14 protein-coding genes and 2 tRNA genes are annotated in these 18,048 nt (G+C 58.8%); 7 read left to right on the forward strand and 9 right to left on the reverse strand.

Annotated elements, in window-relative coordinates; translation table 11 throughout:
• Positions 1–14: 14 nt before the first annotated feature.
• The 4 genes from L2D14_03975 to L2D14_03990 are packed head-to-tail and all read left to right on the forward strand — an operon-like array spanning position 15 to position 3,449.
• Entirely contained in the window at positions 15–1,049 is a 1,035-nt protein-coding gene (locus tag L2D14_03975) for a branched-chain amino acid ABC transporter permease (GenBank protein WNK00587.1), read from the forward strand.
• Entirely contained in the window at positions 1,046–1,795 is a 750-nt protein-coding gene (locus L2D14_03980; GenBank protein WNK00588.1) for an ABC transporter ATP-binding protein, read from the forward strand. The genes L2D14_03975 and L2D14_03980 overlap by 4 nt, the downstream gene beginning before the upstream one ends.
• The gene (locus L2D14_03985; GenBank protein ID WNK00589.1) at positions 1,795–2,685 is read left to right on the forward strand and encodes an ABC transporter ATP-binding protein; all 891 of its coding nucleotides are present in this window, start codon (positions 1,795–1,797) and stop codon (positions 2,683–2,685) included. Before L2D14_03980 ends, L2D14_03985 begins: the two co-directional genes overlap by 1 nt.
• Before the next feature lie 53 nt (positions 2,686–2,738).
• Entirely contained in the window at positions 2,739–3,449 is a 711-nt protein-coding gene (locus L2D14_03990; protein ID WNK00590.1) for a cyclic nucleotide-binding domain-containing protein, read from the forward strand.
• 29 nt (positions 3,450–3,478) lie between these two features.
• Here L2D14_03990 and L2D14_03995 read toward each other — a convergent pair whose 3' ends face one another.
• The gene (locus L2D14_03995) at positions 3,479–5,506 is read right to left on the reverse strand and encodes an elongation factor G (protein ID WNK00591.1); all 2,028 of its coding nucleotides are present in this window, start codon (positions 5,504–5,506) and stop codon (positions 3,479–3,481) included.
• A gap of 256 nt (positions 5,507–5,762) precedes the next feature.
• Between L2D14_03995 and L2D14_04000 the strand changes: the two genes are divergently transcribed.
• Positions 5,763–7,373 carry a GMC family oxidoreductase N-terminal domain-containing protein gene (locus tag L2D14_04000; GenBank protein ID WNK00592.1) on the forward strand — a complete coding sequence of 537 codons (1,611 nt, stop codon included), beginning with the start codon at positions 5,763–5,765 and terminating at the stop codon, positions 7,371–7,373.
• A 4-nt stretch (positions 7,374–7,377) separates the two neighbouring features.
• On the opposite strand, the gene L2D14_04005 is transcribed toward L2D14_04000, so the two are convergent.
• The 8 genes from L2D14_04005 to L2D14_04040 form a co-directional block, all read right to left on the reverse strand.
• Positions 7,378–8,049, reverse strand: a complete 672-nt coding sequence (locus L2D14_04005; GenBank protein WNK00593.1) for a hypothetical protein — start codon at positions 8,047–8,049, stop codon at positions 7,378–7,380.
• 28 nt (positions 8,050–8,077) lie between these two features.
• Positions 8,078–8,290, reverse strand: a complete 213-nt coding sequence (locus L2D14_04010) for a hypothetical protein (protein WNK00594.1) — start codon at positions 8,288–8,290, stop codon at positions 8,078–8,080.
• 30 nt (positions 8,291–8,320) lie between these two features.
• On the reverse strand, positions 8,321–8,668 hold the full coding sequence (locus L2D14_04015) for a hypothetical protein (protein ID WNK00595.1): 348 nt from the start codon (positions 8,666–8,668) through the stop codon (positions 8,321–8,323).
• A 353-nt stretch (positions 8,669–9,021) separates the two neighbouring features.
• Positions 9,022–9,098: transfer RNA gene (locus tag L2D14_04020), tRNA-Gln, on the reverse strand.
• Between the two features lie 129 nt (positions 9,099–9,227).
• A tRNA-Gln gene (locus L2D14_04025) sits at positions 9,228–9,304 on the reverse strand.
• A 137-nt stretch (positions 9,305–9,441) separates the two neighbouring features.
• Positions 9,442–10,314 carry a 4-(cytidine 5'-diphospho)-2-C-methyl-D-erythritol kinase gene (locus L2D14_04030; protein WNK00596.1) on the reverse strand — a complete coding sequence of 291 codons (873 nt, stop codon included), beginning with the start codon at positions 10,312–10,314 and terminating at the stop codon, positions 9,442–9,444.
• On the reverse strand, positions 10,304–12,046 hold the full coding sequence (locus tag L2D14_04035) for a tetratricopeptide repeat protein (protein ID WNK00597.1): 1,743 nt from the start codon (positions 12,044–12,046) through the stop codon (positions 10,304–10,306). The genes L2D14_04030 and L2D14_04035 overlap by 11 nt, the downstream gene beginning before the upstream one ends.
• A gap of 123 nt (positions 12,047–12,169) precedes the next feature.
• Positions 12,170–13,399, reverse strand: a complete 1,230-nt coding sequence (locus tag L2D14_04040; GenBank protein ID WNK00598.1) for an MFS transporter — start codon at positions 13,397–13,399, stop codon at positions 12,170–12,172.
• A gap of 406 nt (positions 13,400–13,805) precedes the next feature.
• Here L2D14_04040 and L2D14_04045 point away from each other — a divergent pair, with 406 nt between their 5' ends.
• Both L2D14_04045 and L2D14_04050 read left to right on the forward strand, forming a co-directional pair.
• A complete protein-coding gene (locus L2D14_04045) occupies positions 13,806–14,912 on the forward strand; it encodes an efflux RND transporter periplasmic adaptor subunit (GenBank protein WNK00599.1) in 1,107 nt (368 codons plus the stop codon).
• 2 nt (positions 14,913–14,914) lie between these two features.
• Positions 14,915–18,046 (forward strand): efflux RND transporter permease subunit, encoded by a 3,132-nt coding sequence (locus L2D14_04050; protein ID WNK00600.1) that lies wholly within the window; start codon positions 14,915–14,917, stop codon positions 18,044–18,046.
• The last annotated feature ends 2 nt before the right edge of the window (positions 18,047–18,048 follow it).

The following is an 18,048-nucleotide window of genomic DNA, read 5'->3' on the forward strand; positions in this document are numbered from 1 at the left end:
CCTGGGAAATAAAAATGAATAGCAACTTTTCTTTGAAAATCCACCTGCCGCTCCTCGTGTTCGGCCTGGCGGCGCCGTTCGTGTTCCCGGGTCTGCAGTACCAGATTGCGACGCTTTGGGTCATGGTCCTGTTTGCCCTGACGTGGGACGTCATGGGCGGGCAGATGGGCTATAACTCACTCGGCAACATCTTCTTCTTCGGCGTCGGTATGTATGCCTCAGCGGTTATTCAGATCGCCCAATTCGCCGATGTCGGTGCCTTTACCGCGGCGCGTGGTGCCATCGTCGTCGAATATACGGATGCCCAGTACTACCAGGGCCTCGTGCTTGGGATTCTGGCGTCCGGGTTTGTTGCTGCGGCGACGGCATTCGCGCTTGGCTGGACCGTGTTCGGTCTGCGCGGCCCGTACTTTGCCATCGGCACGCTTGGCATGGCCCTGGCGGCGGGTGAGCTGATGGGAACGTGGGAATGGGTCGGCGGCGGCGGTGGCATCGGCATGCCGGTGTTCCCGGGATCGGCCCAAGCCAAGGGACTGACGTTCTACTTTCTTACGTTTGCTGCCGCGATCCTGACCTTCGTGACGCTGCAGTGGGTTTACAAAACGCGCTTTGGGCTGGCCATTAACGCCATCCGCGATGACGAAGAAAAAGCCGAAGCCATGGGCATCCATACCTTGCGCTACAAAAGCGTGGCATGGGCGATCTCGGCGTTTTTCCTTGGTATTTCCGGTGCGCTGTTCGGCAATATCGTCGGTTTCGTCGAGCCGCTCGAAGTGGCTTTCCCGACAGTTACCTTCGGCATCTTCATGGTCGCCATGACGCTGCTCGGCGGCAAGGGAACGCTGTGGGGCCCGGTCCTCGGCGCGATATTGTTCCACGTCATCAAGGAAGCCACATGGACTTATTTCCTGGGCTGGCAGTGGGTTGCGCTCGGCATGCTGATCATCATCAACGTGGTGTTCTTCCAGCAGGGGATCATGGGCTGGCTAATGGAAAAATATCCGGAGAAATTCGGCATCATTGTTGAGGACAAGGGAGGCTCGAAATGACCAATTACGTGATTGAGGTCGAGGGCGTCTCGAAGTCCTATGGCGGTGTGATCGCCAACAAAAGCGTCTCGATGAAGGTGCCGGACGGGAAGATCACCGGTTTGATCGGACCCAACGGATCAGGCAAGACGACGCTGTTCAATTCCATCGTCGGCTACCACCCGATCGACGAAGGCTCGATCAAGTTCAAGGGCAAGGAAATCTCTGACCTTCGAGTGCCGCAGATCGCACGGCTCGGATTGTTGAGGACCTTCCAGCAGACCCGTATTTACGGCAATATGAATTGCATCGACAACATGCTGATCTCGGTGCCCCACCGTAAAATGGGTTTCGCCGATATGTTCGGAGAGCGCGAGGCAAAGGAAACGATGGAAGAGGTCGAGCGCCTGCTCGATTTCGTCGGTCTCTACGAAAAGCGTAAGCTGCGTTCAGGCGATCTTTCGTTCGGTCAGCAAAAGCTGCTCGAATTCGCCATGGCACTGATGAACAAGCCGGAAGTGCTGTTACTTGACGAACCGACGGCGGGCATCAACCCGACCCTGATCAACGGGCTGATCGACCGCCTGCGCCGTGCCAACGAGGAATTCGGCATTACTTTGTTCGTGATCGAGCATAACATGCGCGTCATCATGAACATGGCCGAGAGTATCTATTGCCTGGCACACGGTGAAATGCTGGCGCACGGCTCGCCGGATGAAATCCAAAATGACCAGCGCGTGATCGACGCATATCTGGGAGCGCACTAATGAGCGAGGAAACAACACAAACCGACACGGAAAAGCGCAAAGCGTCGGGCTACCATATGGGTAGCGTCGAATCGGTGATTTCCGTCGAGCAGGTCGTCGCGCAAACCCGTGCGATGGCCGAGGATGTGCCGCTCGAAAAGTTGGCGAAACTGGCCAACAACGACCCGTTCGTCGAGATCAAGGACCTGAAGGCAGGTTACGGCAAGATGGAGATCCTGCACGATTTGAACCTGCAGGTCGCCAAGGGACAATCGCTTTGCCTGATCGGCCCGAACGGTGCGGGTAAATCGACGATCCTGCATTCAATCTACGGCTTCACCAACATATTTTCGGGATCGATTGAGATCGGTGATCCCGGCAAAAAGCAGAACGTCACCGATCTGTCGCCGAACGAAAAGCTGAAGAAAGCGGGGATTGCCTACATCCTGCAGGACAAATCGATTTTCCCCGACATGACGGTCGAGGAAAATCTGTGGATGGGCGGGTTCCTGATGGATACGCCGGCGATGGCCCATGAAGCGGCGGAACGCGTTTTCGCGAAGTACGACCGCCTGGCACAGCGCCGTACGCACAAGGCCAAGGTTCTGTCCGGCGGTGAGCGGCGCCTCCTGGAAATCTCGCGCGCCCTGGTCATGGATCCGGAAGTGCTTTTGGTCGACGAGCCGTCGATCGGTCTTGAGCCGCGGTTCATCGACATGGTGTTCGATATCCTCGACGATCTGCAGCACGGTGAAGGTAAAACCATCATCATGGTCGAGCAGAACGCCAAGAAAGGTCTTGAATTCGCGGATATCGGTTATGTGTTGGTTTCCGGCGAACTGGCGATTGCCGGCACGGGTGACGAACTCCTCGCCAACCCGGAAGTCGGCCGTTTGTTCCTAGGTGGTTGAGCAACGAATATACCTCCAAGGTTGCATGCCGTTGTTGATTTGGAGGGACTCTGTTGTTTGATGCTGAATTGAACCTGTATGTGGTTTTCGGGTTCATCGGTGTCGCTTTGTATCTGGGGTCTTACGCGGCACTTCAACTCGGCTATGTGAACGGGCAGGGCGGGCTCTATGCGCTGCTGAATCTGACCGCTGCGAGCAGTGTGCTGATCAGCCTCATTCAAGCATTCAACCTGTCATCAGCATTGATCCAGGTGTTCTGGATTTTTATCAGCATCATTGGCTTGATCCGGATGTATCTGCTGACCCGTCACATCCGGTTCAGCGACGAGGAACGTGCGTTTATCGACCAAGCCATGCGGAATCTGTCGAAGCGCAAGGCGCGGAAATTTCTGGATGCGGGATACTGGATCGACGGCGAATCCGGTGCCGTGCTGACACGCGAGGGCGAGCCCGTCGAGCACCTGATTTACCTGCTTGAGGGCGAGGCCGAGATCATCAGCAGCGGCAGGGCGATAGCCGTTTGTGAAGCGCATTCCTTCATCGGCGAACTGACGGCGATGTCCGGGGAACCGGCGACCGCGACTGTGCGTCTAGACCGCCCGTCACGGTATTTCTGTATTGGCGTCCAGGTGCTGCGGCAACGACTGATGAAGGATCTCGAAATACGCGCCAACCTTGAAAGCTGCGTCAGCCAGCAGATGCTGCACAAGCTGAAACGCTCCAATCAAGCTCTTGCGGGGAACGGTCTCGTCGTCAACAGGTGAGCTTTGTCTGTTCGCCTGTCCGCTATCGATCAGTCCGCTGCCTGGGCGTGGCTTTCAACGACCTTTTCGGCATCCTTGCCGGTCAGTTCCTGCAAGTGATCGAAGGCGGTGACGAACGTGCCTGCGCCTTGCGTTGACGAGCGAATCTCGACGATCAGGTTCTGCATTTCGGCTGCCGGCATCTGACACGATACCTCATCCCAGCCGTCCCAGCCGGGTTTGGCATCGTAACCAAGGATCTGCCCCCGGTGCGAGGTGATGATCCGCTGGATGCGCGCCGTATAGCTGTTCGGCACCGAGATCGTCACGCTGTTAACCGGTTCCAGAAGAACCGGGCCCGCCTCCGGCAAAGCGTCACGAAGCGCCTGTGCGCCTGCCTTGCGGAAGGCCATTTCCGACGAGTCGACGGCGTGGAATTGCCCATCCGTCAACGTTACCGCTACATCGACCACGGGAAAACCGAGCGGCCCCGTCATCAGGGCCTCTTTTGCACCGGCCTCGACGGCGGGAATATATTGCTTCGGCACCGCGCCGCCATGGATCGTGTCGGAGAAACTGAAACCGTCACCGCGCCCCTGCGGTTTGAGGTCGACATGCACATCGGCAAATTCACCGTGTCCGCCGGATTGTTTCTTGTGGCGCGCATGTTTGCTGACCGGTTTGCGGATGGTCTCGCGATACGCGATGCGGGGCGGCGTTGCGATCACGTTCAAGCTACTTCGATTGGCAAGTTTTTCCAGCGCCAGCTTGAGGTGCATCTCCCCCTGGCCAAGCAGTACATATTCCCCGGTGGTATCGTCGTGCTGTGTCGACAGCGAGGGGTCTTCGTCGATAATCTTCTGTAGGTTGGCCGGTAGCTTGACGTCGTCGGAGCGGCTTTCGGCGCGGATCGCCAATCCGTAAAGCGGCCTCAGGCTGGTTTGCGAATTCGCCCGTTGAATGATCTTGTCGGGACCCGCCACATCGCCGGTGCTGATGTCCTCCATTTTGCCAAAACCGATAACGTCGCCGGCTTCGGCTTTGGTGACGCGGTCCAGGTTCGATCCGGAGGAACGGTTGAGTCCCGCCGGGCGCGCGCCCGCCAGGCTGTCGCCGTCGGCAACCTGGCCACGCATGACCCGCCCGTACGACAGTTTCCCTGCGTGACCGGCATGGACGGTTTTGAAGATGCAGACCCGGGCTTCCCCGGTTTCGTCGATGCCGAGCCTGGCTGCCGTCTCCGTAACGTCGGGGGCTTCGTGACGAAGTGCCTTCATCAGCCGTCGGACGCCGTTGCCGTGCGTCACCGAGCCGAAGAACACAGGCACAATAAGGTTTTCCGCAAGATCGCGGGTCAGATTGGCATAAACCTCATCGGTTGACGGGACCGCGTCTTCTAGCAGTTTTTCCAGCAGCGTGTCATCGAAATCGGCGAGGCTTTCGAGCATCTCCGTGCGTGCCTCGGCTTCGCGGCCCTGCATGGTCTCGGGCAGGGAGATCAGCTTAGACGGCTGCCCTTCCTGCCAGCTGAAGGCGCGTTCGGAAACCAGATCGACATGACCTTTTATGCTCTCACCTTCACGGATCGGAATCTCGCGCAGCACCAACGGCCGTGTCGATGCCGCCTGCAGCGCTTCCAGGGTTTCGCGGACACTGGCGCGCACCTGATCCATTTTGTTGATGAACACGATGTGCGGCAGTCCGGCCTTGTCCATGGCGCGCAGCATCGGCGCCAGGGCAATAGCCTTTTCCGGTTCCGGTTCGCAGACCACGATGGCGATATCGGCGATATCCATGGCGCTCTGCATTTCCTGATGCAACTCGACGGAACCGGGGACATCGATAAAGGTCCAGCGTTCGTCGAGATACTCGGCCGTGACGATATTCATTTCCGTCGACATGGCATGCGCCCGGGCTTCTGCCGAGCCGTCGCCAAGCGATGTGCCGTCGGTGACGGTGCCGCGCCGGTTCAAGGCCCCGGCCTCTACGAGCAGCGCTTCAAGCAATGAAGTCTTGCCCGATGAATAGGGGCCTGCGATCAAGGCCGCGCGCGGCGATACTGGGTGATTCCTGGTCATATACGGTTCCTCCCCGGATGTTCCATCCAGGCCCGAGAGGGACCGCTTTTTTACCGGTCGTCTTTTTTCGAATGGTGCGGCCCTGCGGGCACTTCATTCATTATTATGCGAATAGCCTAGCCCCAATTAGGGATTGAATCCAAGAGGCAAGCGCCATTTCACCTCCTGTTGATTATACGTAGTTCCGGGAATTGCCTGTTTTCCCTGTCTGTGGGACGCTGTGCTCAGGATTTTGAGGCGGGGGAGCACGCAACCGATGAAGAAACTGGGATCGTTCGATTATGTGGTCGTCGGCGCCGGCAGCGCCGGGTGTGTTCTTGCCAATCGCCTGTCCGAAGACCCGAATGTCACGGTGGCGCTTCTGGAAGCCGGCGGCAAAGATGATTACATCTGGATTCATATCCCTGTCGGGTATTTGTACTGTATGGGGAACCCGCGCACCGACTGGGGGTTTCAGACGGAGCCGGACAAGGGCTTGAATGGCCGGGCACTGAACTATCCGCGTGGCCGTGTGCTCGGTGGCTGCTCGTCGATCAACGGCATGATCTACATGCGCGGCCAGGCCCGCGACTATGACCAATGGCGTCAGTTCGGCAACACCGGCTGGGGCTGGGACGATGTCTTGCACTATTTCAAGAAATCCGAAGACCAGCTGGCAATGCCTGCGGATGAATTTCACGGCGAAGGCGGCGAATGGCGTGTCGAAAAGCAGCGGTTGCGCTGGGATATTCTGGATGCCTTCCGCGATGCCGCTGCGCAGGCCGGACTGCCGCTGACCGACGATTTCAATCGCGGGAATAACGAAGGTGTCGGGTATTTTCAGGTCAATCAACGTGCCGGTTGGCGCTGGAGCACGGCCAAGGGATTCTTGAAGCCGGCCCGGGGCCGCGCCAATCTGACCGTCTTTACGCATGCTCAGGTCAAGAAGCTGAATTTGACGGAAGGCCGGGTCACGGGTGCCGAGCTTAAGCACGGCGACGCAGACGCGACGATCGACGCGGAGGGAGAGATGATCCTCTGCGCCGGCTCCGTCGGTTCGCCGCAGATCATGGAGGTGTCGGGTATCGGACGACCCGACGTGCTTGGCAAGTACGGGATCGAGGTCAAGCACGCCCTGCAGGGCGTCGGCGAGAACCTGCAGGACCATCTGCAGATCCGCTGTATCTACAAGGTCTCCGGCGTCGAAACCCTGAACGAGCAATATGCGTCGTTACTCGGCAAGGCGAAGATCGGCCTGCAATATGCGCTGTTCCGCAAGGGGCCGATGACGATGGCGCCATCGCAATTGGGCGCGTTCACAAAAAGCAGCGGCGAATACGAGACGCCGAATATCCAGTATCATGTGCAGCCGTTGTCTCTGGACAAGTTCGGCGAACCCCTGCATCCGTTCCCGGCCTTCACTGCAAGCGTCTGCAATCTGCGCCCCGAAAGCCGCGGTTCGATCCATATCAAGTCCGCCGATCCCATGGCGAAACCGGCGATCAATCTGAACTATCTGACGGCACAGGCGGACAGGAAGGTTGCCGCCGACAGCATCCGCATGACACGTAAAATCATCGCCCAGCCGGCGTTGCAGAAATTCTCACCGGAAGAGTTCAAGCCCGGCCCGGATTACATGGAAGACGAGGCGCTGGCGTCCGCCGCCGGCGACATCGGAACGACGATCTTCCATCCCGTCGGGACCTGCAAGATGGGGAACGACAACATGGCCGTTGTCGATGAACGTTTGCAGGTGCGGGGGGTCAGGGGACTTCGGGTTATTGATGCGTCGGTCATGCCGACGATCACCAGCGGCAACACCAACTCACCGACGATCATGATCGCTGAAAAAGGTGCCGATATGATCCGCGAAGATGCACGGCCCTAAAGGCTTAGGGCTTGCCGCAACCGTCATTTGTTTGCTGATACGGCTGACTGCATTCCCAGCCGTTGCCGGAATAATCGATGTGCGCGTTCTTCGGCAGCTTGATGGCAACGCACGTATCGCCCTGGGCTTTATAGCCGCGCTCGCAGACCCAACCGGTGCTACGCCCGGCATCGTCGAGATAAGCATGCGCCGGCACCTTGATCTGCACACAGGTTTTGCCTTCGGCGAAGTACCCGCGATTGCAGCTCCAGCCGCTGCCATAGTCGGAATCCGACAAATAGCCGTTTTCCGGTACACTGATGGCGACGCAAGTATTGTTGGCAGACCGGTATCCGCGCTCGCAAACCCAGCCGTCAGTATACGACGAATCGGATAAGTAAGCGTGTTCAGGCACTTGAATGACGCTGCAGGTATCGCCCGTTTTGACGAACCCGCGGTTGCATTGCCAGCGCTCACCCGATGCCCTGAGATGCGCGTTCGCCGGCATGTCGATGCGCTGGCAGGTGTCGCCGGATTCGATATAGCCACGCATGCATTTCCAGTTCTTACCGTATCCGGCCGTACTGGCGAAGGCGTTGTCGGGAATATTCCCGGCCATGGTTTGATCGACCGAAAGCAGGGTTGCGAAAATGGCGGCGGACGCAAGCAGGGTCATAAGCAAACGGCGAAGTCTCACGCGTGGATATCCTTATTCTGCAGCCGGATCAGGATGTGGTTTTGCGTTTCCGGGGTTTCGGCGCTGCCGCTTCGGCGGCTTTCTTGTCGGCTGCGACTTTTAGCAAGCGGCGTGCACGCAGGGTCGAAATCTGCTGTGCACGCGCTTCTTCAGCCAGTTCTTTTTCCTCAAGCACCTTTTCGGCTTTCTTTTGTGTCGCCTTGAATTGTTCTTCGGCGGTCATTTTTGAAGATTTTCGCATGGAAGGTCCTTGTGGAAACGGGAGTTGAATTCAGGAGCGGGATTTGTTGAGCATACGCGCACAGGCATCGACGACGCTTGAATCGACGGCATCATTGCCCATCAACGGCGTTGTGTACGAGCGCGCCAATTCCTGACGTTTTTCGTTGGCTTCAGCCTGATAGCCTTCGAGGTTCACGGTGCTGTTGCTTTCATTGAGGAAGTCCTCGGCGCGTGCGGCACAAATGGATGCCTGAACGGAGACGGTCATTTCCTCGATTTTTGCGTCGACTTTCGACGTCGGCATGACCCAGCCGTTGGCAAGACTGATAATACTGATGGCGACCACGCCAATGGCGGCGCCGATGGCGACCGGGATCGAATTGTTGGGGAGTTGCATAAAGCTTCCTGTCATATGATGTGCGCATTGGGTGGAGTGATGCCTGGCGCGCACGGTTGCCAAAAAACATCGGCAGCACGTTGCAGCCACCTGTTCCGGCAGCTGAAAAATTAAGGGATCTGAAGTAAAAAACAGCGCAATTTAATATAATACAGCGCGCAAACAGATAGATAATTTTCAGTATAATAGGTACAGGGATTTCGGTTATTTAACAAGTTAAATAAAATATGACTTCTTTTATTATATGAATTCCATGATGTTATGAGCGCTGTAAGTGCGCGCTTGCAGGTCGCCGAAGGACAACAAAAGGCCCGCACGAAGCGGGCCTTTCGGGTATCGTTAACTTGCCGTTTTGGCTGGGGCGCTAGGATTCGAACCTAGGAGTGCCGGAATCAGAATCCGGTGCGTTAGACCACTTCGCCACGCCCCAATAGTGTTGCGCACGCTGGCGCGGGTCCGTAAATAGTCGATGCGCGGCTTTGAGGCAAGTCTGGGATTGTTCTGCCGTGAAAAATGGAGGCACAACAAAAAAAGACCCGCCGATGGCGGGCCTTTTATATGGCTGGGGTGCTAGGATTCGAACCTAGGAGTGCCGGTACCAAAAACCGGTGCGTTAGACCTCTTCGCCACACCCCAGTAATGCCGCGCCAATATGGGCGGGCGAGGCAGAAAATAGTGCAACCGCCCGGATGGGGCAAGCCCGCGTATGACACTTTCAGGTCATTCGCCAGAAAGGCACAGGGACGGTCCCAGAGACGGTTTGTGGGACATTCTCAGGAACCATAAACCGATGCCGCCTGAACCCACCAGTCCGGGTACAGGGCGCTGATTTCATGCGCTGCCGCATGGGCCGTTTCTTCGCTCTCGAAGATGCCGAAGCATGTCGCGCCACTGCCGGACATGCGTTGGAGCCGGATGCCGCTTTGTTTGCCAAGCACCTCCAGCGCAACGCCGATCGCAGGTTCTTGGGTAATGGCCGGGGCCTGCAGATCGTTGCCGGTCTGCGCAAGTGCATCGAAAACGCCAGCCGGGTCCCGGGCGTCACCCGGCCAATCGAAAGCGGTGGAAAAGTTGCCCGTGCGTGCCTTGAAGACGGCAGGTGTTGAGACGGCGGTTCCCGGATTGACCAGAAGCACCGGCAACTCAGGAAATGATGTCAGCAATTGCAGATCTTCACCGATGCCACGCATGACGGCGGGCCGCGTCATCAGACAAACCGGCACATCGGCGCCCAGTGACAGCGCAAGCTTGCCGATGCGCCCGTCTTCCGGGTCAAGCTGCCATAGCCGGATCAGGGCGCGCAGCGCCGCCGCTGCATCTGCCGAGCCGCCACCGATTCCGCTGGCGACTGGCAGGTTTTTGAAAAGAGTCAGGTGTGCGCCCCGGGAAATACCGAAAAGCCGGGCCAGTTCCCGGGCGGCGCGCATAACGAGGTTGGATTCGGGTTCCGGCAGATCGTCTGCGAACGGGCCTAAGTAATCAAGCGTCAGGGTATCGGCACTTGCCGCTTCGATACGGTCCCCGGTATTGGCAAACACGACAAGGCTGTCGAGCAGATGATAGCCGTCCGGACGCTTCCCCGTGATATGCAGATACAGGTTGATTTTCGCCGGCGCGGGCTCGCGGAACGGAGTTTCAGCCGCCATTCGTCTTGGTCTTGATCACGGCGTCGGCATCCTCGAACAAACCGTCCTTGAGTTTTTTCTCGATCTTTGCTTTCAACTCTTCGTCGGCGCCCAGCACGATGGCGTGATTCCACTGGAAGGTCGCTTCCAGGCGGCGTCCGACCTGCCAATAGGCATCACCCAGATGTTCGTTGATCACCGGATCCTCGGGGCGCAGTTCAACGGCGCGTTCAAGTTCCGGCACGGCCTCGTCATAGCGGCCGAACTGGTAATAGACCCAGCCCAGGCTATCGGTGATGTAACCGTCGTGCGGCCGCTTGGCGACGGCGGTCTTGATCATTTCCAGCGCCCGGTCGAGGTTCTTGCGCTGTTCGACCCAGGAATACCCGAGGTAGTTCAGTACCAGCGGCTGATCAGGTTCGAATTCAAGCGCCCTCAAAAAGTCCGCTTCGGCGCGGTCCCATTCCTTTGCCCGTTCAAGCACGATGCCGCGTGAATACAAAAGCTGCCAGTGACGGGCTTCGAGCGTGCCGATCCGTTCAACCGCGCCGTCATAGGCTTTGACGGCATTGTTCCAGTCTTCATGGCGGCGATAAGTGTCGCCCAGTGAAACCAGTGGCCGGGGATCGTCAGCGTATTGCTTGGCGGTTTTCTTCAATATTGCCACGGCACCGTCAAAATCGTCGATCCGGTCCAGATTGCGGGCGATCCGCAGCTTTGCGGCGCGGCTGAAGGGTGTACCGTCCGGCAGCTTTTTATAGACGTCGATGGAATCTTCGTAGCGTTCCAGCCCTTCCAGAATGCCGCCCGCCATATACCGCATAACCGGGAAATCGGGTCTCAAGTGCAGTGCCAGACGAGCCAGGACCATTGCCGTTTCACTGCCGCCCTGCTGGTTCAGCGACGAAGATATGCCGAACAGGGCTTCGGCAATGCCGTCCTTGGCATTGCGCACAAGGATCGGCGCATCCTTGGTGTCTGCGTCGCCAAGCCGTTCCATGTCCAAATCGATAAACGAGGTGCCGGGTTGCGATTTCAGGTACAGATCGAAGGTCGCCTTGGCTTCGGCAACCTTGCCTTGGCGCTCATACAAGGTGCCGAGAATGCGTGACGCGCGCAGCGAAGAGCCTTCATCCTGTTCGGCGACCGACAGGTAATAAGTTTCGGCTGCGGCCAACTCGCCGGCAAGCTCGTGCATCAGGCCGGCATGCAGATCATGCAGGACGCGGGTGCCGCCCAGGTCGCGAAGCGGCTTCAGGGCTTCCAGTGCCGCCTTCAGATCGCCGGTTCCGAACGTTGCCCATGCCTTCAGCATCGGTGCCGTGAAACCGTTGAGGCCGGTCGCATCCAGTGCCGACATGCGCTCGATGACGGCCTTCCAGTTTTCCTTGCGCGCATCCTCGATCGCCAGGGTCATGTTGGCAATCGGGGCCTTGGCTTCATCCTTGATGTACTCGTTGGCGAGTTCCAGAGCATCGTTGATGCGGCCATCCATAACCGAGAACAGGAACGTCCGGCGCAATACGTCGGGTTGCATTTTATCCTGATCGAGCGCGCGGCTGAAAAAGCGGATGGCGGCGGGCAGGTCACTGCGTTTCTGCGCGACATGGCCAGCCAGAAAATTCCCCGACAATGAAGTCTCCTCGTCCTGCGCCACGGCAAAAGACGTGGTCGAAGCGGCTATGCATGCCGTCATAAACATGGTGCAGAGGTAGCGGGCGACAGGGTGGGACAGACGCGAACTTGGGGGCATTCAGTGCTCTCCGATAACATGAGCCGCTGTATTCCGGCTTGTTTGAGTTTAGTGTCCCGGCTCGCCCATGGCCAGCCCGCGCGTGGCCCGGGTTCGAAGAATTTCGCGGCGGATTGTTAATCGTCAGGCGGTGCGGGGCTGGCGCTGGCCCAGCAACAACCAGAGCGCAATCCCCATGTTCAAAAGGTTCCACGCGATACCGTTCAGAAATGCTGCCTGATACGATCCCGTCAGGTCATAAATCTCACCGGACATCCAGCCGCCGATGGCCATGCCGATGACGGTCGTCATCAGGACAAGACTGACTCGTGCGCCGGCTTCGCGGGCCGGAAAGAATTGCCGTACGATCATCGCATAACTCGGAACGATCCCGCCTTGGGACAGGCCGAACAGCGCGGAAACAACATAAAGCGAGACCAGGCCATCGAAAGGAATGTAGAAGAACAGGGCTGCGCACTGCAGTGCCGAGCCCAGCAGCAAGGTACCGAGACCGCCGATCTTGTCGGCGATAAAACCCGACGTGATACGGCTGACGACCCCCAGGCCGAGCATGATCGACAGCATCTCCGCGCCGCGGGCAACGCCGTAACCGAGATCGCCGCAGTAAGCCACGATGTGGACCTGCGGCATGGACATGGCGATACAGCAGGCCAGCCCGGCGACGATCAGCAGAATTTGCACGGTTCGGCTCGACATGCCGTCAGGTCTGAGCCCGCGCGCAGTCCCAAGGATGCTCGGGCGTTCCGAGGTGTCGGCGCGGCGCCGCAGCAGGAATGCCAGCGGCAGCATGATGACGATACAGGCAACGGCGATCCACAGATGCGCCTCGCGCCAGCCGACGGTCTGGATGGCATACGACAGGATTGGCGGCCAGATGGTGCCGGACAGGTAGTTGCCGCTGGCGACGATGCCGACGGCAATGCCGCGCCGCTTTTCGAACCACAATGAAACGTCGGCAACCAGTGGACCGAATGTCGCGGCGCTGCCCATCATGCCGATCAAAAGTGTCTGCGCCAGCGTAAAGGCCAGAACGCTTTCCGCCTGTGACGCGACGACATAACCGATTGCCAGCATAAAGGTGCCGACGAGCAGGGGGACAAAAATACCGAAGCGGTCGGCGAGGCGCCCCATAACGATACCGCCGACGGCAAAACCGATCATCGTCGCGGTATAGGGCAAAGAAGCGCCGCCCCGGTCGAGACCGAATTCCGCCTCGATCGCCGGCAGGGTGACGACAACCGACCACAGACCGATGCCGCCGACCGTGCTGAGAGCCAGCGAAATCGCCAGCCGCGTCCATGCGTACTTGCCGTCAATGTCGCTTGAGGCACTTTGTGTCGACGGGTTGTTCATGGCGTCTCGAAAATAGCGTGGATCATGAAATCACGTAACGCCGCATATCGTCGCTGTCAAAGGATGTCTGGGCGACGCCGGATAAACCGGGCGCCGTTTTATGCCGACCTGGGGCCATGTTCGGTGGGCTTTTGCCGTCTTGATAACGCTTTGGATTTCCCCAAATAACATGTAACAATATTGGGTTGAATGGTGATCGGCCATCTGACCGTTTGGCCTGCGGGCTATAGTCGGCAAGAACAGGCCTATCGAAATTCCCTGTACAGTTTGGCATGGGGCCGACGCCCCTGAACGAAGGTTTGTATCATGGGGCCGATGGATTCCGAGTGGAGTAAATGAGAGTGGATGACACGAAGGACATGATGTCGCATGAGGTTCTCTTGCCGGTAAAGCGGGGGCGCCGCCAGTGAAACGGGAACACCGGATAAGGTGGATTGCCGTCGCAGCGCTGGCGCTCGTCGTGCTGTGGGGAACCCACGATCAGTGGGGGCCTTTGTTCGCAAATGCCACAATCAGTCCGAAAATGGCAGCCGATAAAAGCGCCGCCAAGAAAAAATCCGCCGCCAAGGGCGTTCCCGTAATCGTGGAAGCGGTCGGCGAGACCCGTGACAGTGTTCTTATTGAAGCCATCGGCACGGCGCGTGCGCGGCTTTCGGTAACGATGTTCCCGGCGGCGGCCGGCGAAATCGTGGAGTTTCCGGTCGAAAGCGGCCAGGAAGTCAAGAAGAACGCCGTCATCATGCGCCTTGATGCCCGCGACGCCGGGCTGCAGGTCCGTGTTGCCGATACCCGCGTCAAGGAAGCTGAAAACACGCTCCAACGGGCGCGCCGCCTGCGTGACAACAATGTCCGCTCGAAAGCGAATGTCGAGGACGCCGACGTGATCCTCGAGCGTGCGAAACTGGAACTGGGGCAGGCGCGCGAGGCACTTGCAGATCGCACCATGCGCGCGCCATTCGACGGAATCGTCGGTATCCCCAAGGTTGAAATCGGTGATCGTGTGACGACGGGAAGCGAGATCATCACCATCGACGATCGTTCGACGCTTCTGGTCGAATTCGAAATAGCGGAGCGGAATCTGTCTCGGCTCAGCCTCGGCATGCCGGTAACGGCGCGGACACCGAGTTTCCGTGACCGTGATATCGAAGGACACATCAACAAGATCGATAGTCGCGTCGACCCGGTCTCGAGAACCGTCCGGGTGCGCGCCGAATTCGCCAACACGGATGATTCGTTGCGCCCCGGCATGTCGTTTTTCGTCAACCTTGATCTGCCCGGTGAAATGCTCACCAGCGTGCCGGAACTGGCGTTGCAATGGCAGAACGGAGAAAGTTTCATATGGCGCATTAGCGACGGCAAGGCGGAGCGCGTTCCGGTCGTCTCGAAACGTCGGCTCAACAACAAGGTCCTTGTCGAAGGCGATGTGAAACCCGGAGACGTGGTTGTCGTCGAGGGTGTGCAGCGTCTCAGGAACGGCCGCGAGGTCGAGATATCGCAAAGCGAAGGTAGCTGAAAATGGCGGAACGCCTGGATACGTCAAGCGCGGTCAACGACCTGCCGACGATGAGCGTGCGCCGCCCGTATCTGGCGGTGGTTCTCAATCTTCTGATTATGATTGCCGGTTTCGGGGCGCTGTTGGGCGTTGAAGTCCGCGAGTTGCCCGATGTCGACCGTCCGATCGTGACCGTGCGCGGCGATTATCCCGGGGCGTCGCCGGAAACCATGGATGCGGAAGTCACCAGTATCGTTGAAGCGGCGGTCGCCCGGGTCAATGGCGTCAAGGAAGTCCGCGCGTCGTCCGAGGAAAACAATTTCCGTCTCCGGGCTGTTTTCAATCCCAACGTTAATCTGATCGACGCCGCCAACGACGTCCGCGAAGCGGTCAGCCGCGTCGAACGGCAACTGCCGGATCGGGTCGAAAACCTTACCGTGATCAAGGCCGATGCGGATGCGACGTCGATCGTCACACTCGCGGTCTATAGCGAAAGCCTGCAGATTGATGACCTGACCCGGGTTGTCGAGGACCAGGTCATTCCCGAATTGACCTCGGTCGAAGGTGTCGCAGACGTGAACGTGTTTGGCGATCAGGAGCGCGTGCTGCGTGTGCTGCTCGACCCCATGCGGCTGGCCAGCTATGGCCTGTCGGTCGCGGATGTCGCCAAGGTTATGCGTAATGCGCGTTACGATGTGCCGGCCGGCAGCTTCCAGTCGCGTGAGCAGGAAGTGCTGGTGCGGGCCAATGCATCGGTCATCGATCCGAAAAAGATCGAGGACCTGTTTATCCGTGAGCCGGTTCGTATCGGCGATGTGGCGAGTGTCTTCTTCGGTCCCGCCGAAGCGGAGAGCTGGGTGCGCCTGAACGGGCGCACCGTGCTTTCGCTCGGCATCGTGCGTCAGGCCAGTTCAAACACCATCGCCATTGCCGAAGGGGTGGCCGGGGTGGTCAAGCGGTTGAAAGCGCAAATACCTGCCATCACCATCGAAACCATTTCCGACGACAGCCTGTTCATCAAGGGCTCAATCGGTGAATTGCTGGTGACGCTCGGCTACACGATCATGATCGTGGTATTTGTGCTGTTTGTCTTCACCGGACAATTCCGCGCCTCGCTGATCCCGACGGTGGCAATCCCGGTGGCACTGGTCGGCTCTCTGGCCGCGGTCTGGCTGCTCGGCTTCTCGATCAATCTGATCACGTTGTTGGCGATGGTGCTGGCGGCGGGGGTCGTTGTCGACGATGCCATTGTCGTGCTTGAAAACATCCAGCGCATGCGTGCACAGGGTATAAAGACCCGTGCTGCCGCCGTGCTCGGCACACGTCAGGTATTCTTTGCCGTGCTGGCGACCACGGCGACATTGGTTTCCGTGTTCGTACCGATTTCCTTCCTTCCGTCGACGGCGGGTCGGCTGTTTCAGGAATTCGGTTTCGTGCTCGCCGTGACGGTGATGATTTCATCTTTCGTGGCACTGTCTCTGGTGCCGATGCTGTCGTCGAAATTGCCGAACCGTGCACCTGGCGGGCCGGCCAAGGGTGTCGCTGCGATCCTGCATGGTCTCGGCAGGGCGGGACTCAAGGCTTATACGGTACCGCTGGATATGGTGCTGAAGGCGCCGATACTGGTATTCATCCTGTGCGCTGCGGTCATCGCCACCGCCTATGTCGCATATCAAGACCTGGGCGAGGAACTGGTGCCTGAGGAAGATCGCGGCAAGATCACGGTACGCCTGACCGGGCCGGACGGGGTTGGGCTGCCGTATACCGACCGACAGGTTGAACAGGTCGAAAAAATCCTCGCACCTTATGTCGCCAGTGGCGTGGTCGAAAAACTGTTCACCATCACCGGCCGCTACGATCTCAACCGCGGCCAGATCGATGCGCCGCTTATCCCCTGGGAAGAACGGACCATCAGCGAAGGTGACATCGCCAAGGACGTAAACAGGAAGCTCGCCAAGATCCCCGGCGCCCAGGCGCGGGTCCGACGCGGAAACAGCCTGAACCTGCGCAATGCCGACGGCGGCCTGGAAATCGCGCTGATCGGCGCGGATTACGATCACATCTTCGTCGAGACCAACAAGTTCGTCCGTCAGATAGAGAACAATCTGCCGTGGATCAGTAACATGCGCGTTGAATTCCGCGCCACACAGCCTGAGCTTTCGATCGACATCGACCGTCGCCGCGCCACCGATCTGGGTGTCGACATCGAGGATCTGGCGACGACGATCCAGGTGCTTGTCGACGAGTTCGAGGTCGCCGAGCTGACCGTCAACGACAAGGCCGTGCCGATCATGCTGCAGGCATCGGAAGCGGCGGTCAACGAGCCGTCGGACATCGCCAATCTATATGTGACGGCGGCTGGCGGGCGGCTGGTGCCGCTGTCGCAGCTGATCTCGTTTTCGGAAAGTTCCGTCCCGGCCGAGCTGGACCGTCATGCCCAGCGCCGGGCCATTGAAATCGATGCGGATATCGCCCCCGGACGCACCTTGCGTGAAGCCATCGAAGCGGTGCAAGCGCTGGCTGCGGAGACCCTGATCGGCGATGTCGGTTTGATCTTCCTCGGCGAGGCGAAAACCCTGAACGAGACCTCGCACGATTTGCTGGTGACCTATCTGATCGCCTTTGTCGTCGTGTTCCTGGTGCTGGTTGCACAGTTCGAAAGCATCACCAGCGCCGTCGTCGTCATGCTGACGGTGCCGTTCGGAATCTGTGCGGCGATCTTCGCGCTCTATATTACCGGCACGTCCATCAACATTTATTCGCAAATCGGGGTGCTGATGCTGACCGGCATCATGGCCAAGAACGCGATCTTGATGGTCGAGTTTGCCGACCAGCTCAGGGAACAGGGGCTGAGCCCGCGCGATGCGGCCCGTGAAGCCTCGCTGGTCCGGTTCCGACCGATCATGATGACCATGGTCTCGACGGTGTTCGGCGGCCTGCCGCTCATTCTCGGCGTCGGCCCAGGTGCCGAGGCACGGGTTGCGATCGGCTGGGTGATCTTCGGTGGACTCGGTATGGCGGCGGCAATCACGCTGTTGCTGACGCCGGTGCTATATGCGCTGATCGCCGGGCTGTCGAAACCGCGTTCGCAAAGCGGTGAGGAACTGACCGGTGAATTACGCGCGGTCGATAAATCACACGCCCCTGCGGAATAAAC

This window comes from Thalassospiraceae bacterium LMO-JJ14 (genome assembly GCA_021555105.2).
In the GTDB taxonomy this organism is placed as follows: Bacteria; Pseudomonadota; Alphaproteobacteria; order Rhodospirillales; family Casp-alpha2; genus UBA4479.

Coding starts and splice junctions, on each gene's coding strand:
- L2D14_03985 (WNK00589.1), top strand. CDS start 1,795: ATGAGCGAGGAAACAACACAAACCGACACGGAAAAGCGCAAAGCGTCG.
- L2D14_03995 (WNK00591.1), bottom strand. CDS start 5,506: ATGACCAGGAATCACCCAGTATCGCCGCGCGCGGCCTTGATCGCAGGC.
- L2D14_04000 (WNK00592.1), top strand. CDS start 5,763: ATGAAGAAACTGGGATCGTTCGATTATGTGGTCGTCGGCGCCGGCAGC.
- L2D14_04050 (WNK00600.1), top strand. CDS start 14,915: ATGGCGGAACGCCTGGATACGTCAAGCGCGGTCAACGACCTGCCGACG.
- L2D14_04015 (WNK00595.1), bottom strand. CDS start 8,668: ATGCAACTCCCCAACAATTCGATCCCGGTCGCCATCGGCGCCGCCATT.
- L2D14_03975 (WNK00587.1), top strand. CDS start 15: ATGAATAGCAACTTTTCTTTGAAAATCCACCTGCCGCTCCTCGTGTTC.
- L2D14_04030 (WNK00596.1), bottom strand. CDS start 10,314: ATGGCGGCTGAAACTCCGTTCCGCGAGCCCGCGCCGGCGAAAATCAAC.
- L2D14_04035 (WNK00597.1), bottom strand. CDS start 12,046: ATGCCCCCAAGTTCGCGTCTGTCCCACCCTGTCGCCCGCTACCTCTGC.
- L2D14_03980 (WNK00588.1), top strand. CDS start 1,046: ATGACCAATTACGTGATTGAGGTCGAGGGCGTCTCGAAGTCCTATGGC.
- L2D14_04040 (WNK00598.1), bottom strand. CDS start 13,399: ATGAACAACCCGTCGACACAAAGTGCCTCAAGCGACATTGACGGCAAG.
- L2D14_04010 (WNK00594.1), bottom strand. CDS start 8,290: ATGCGAAAATCTTCAAAAATGACCGCCGAAGAACAATTCAAGGCGACA.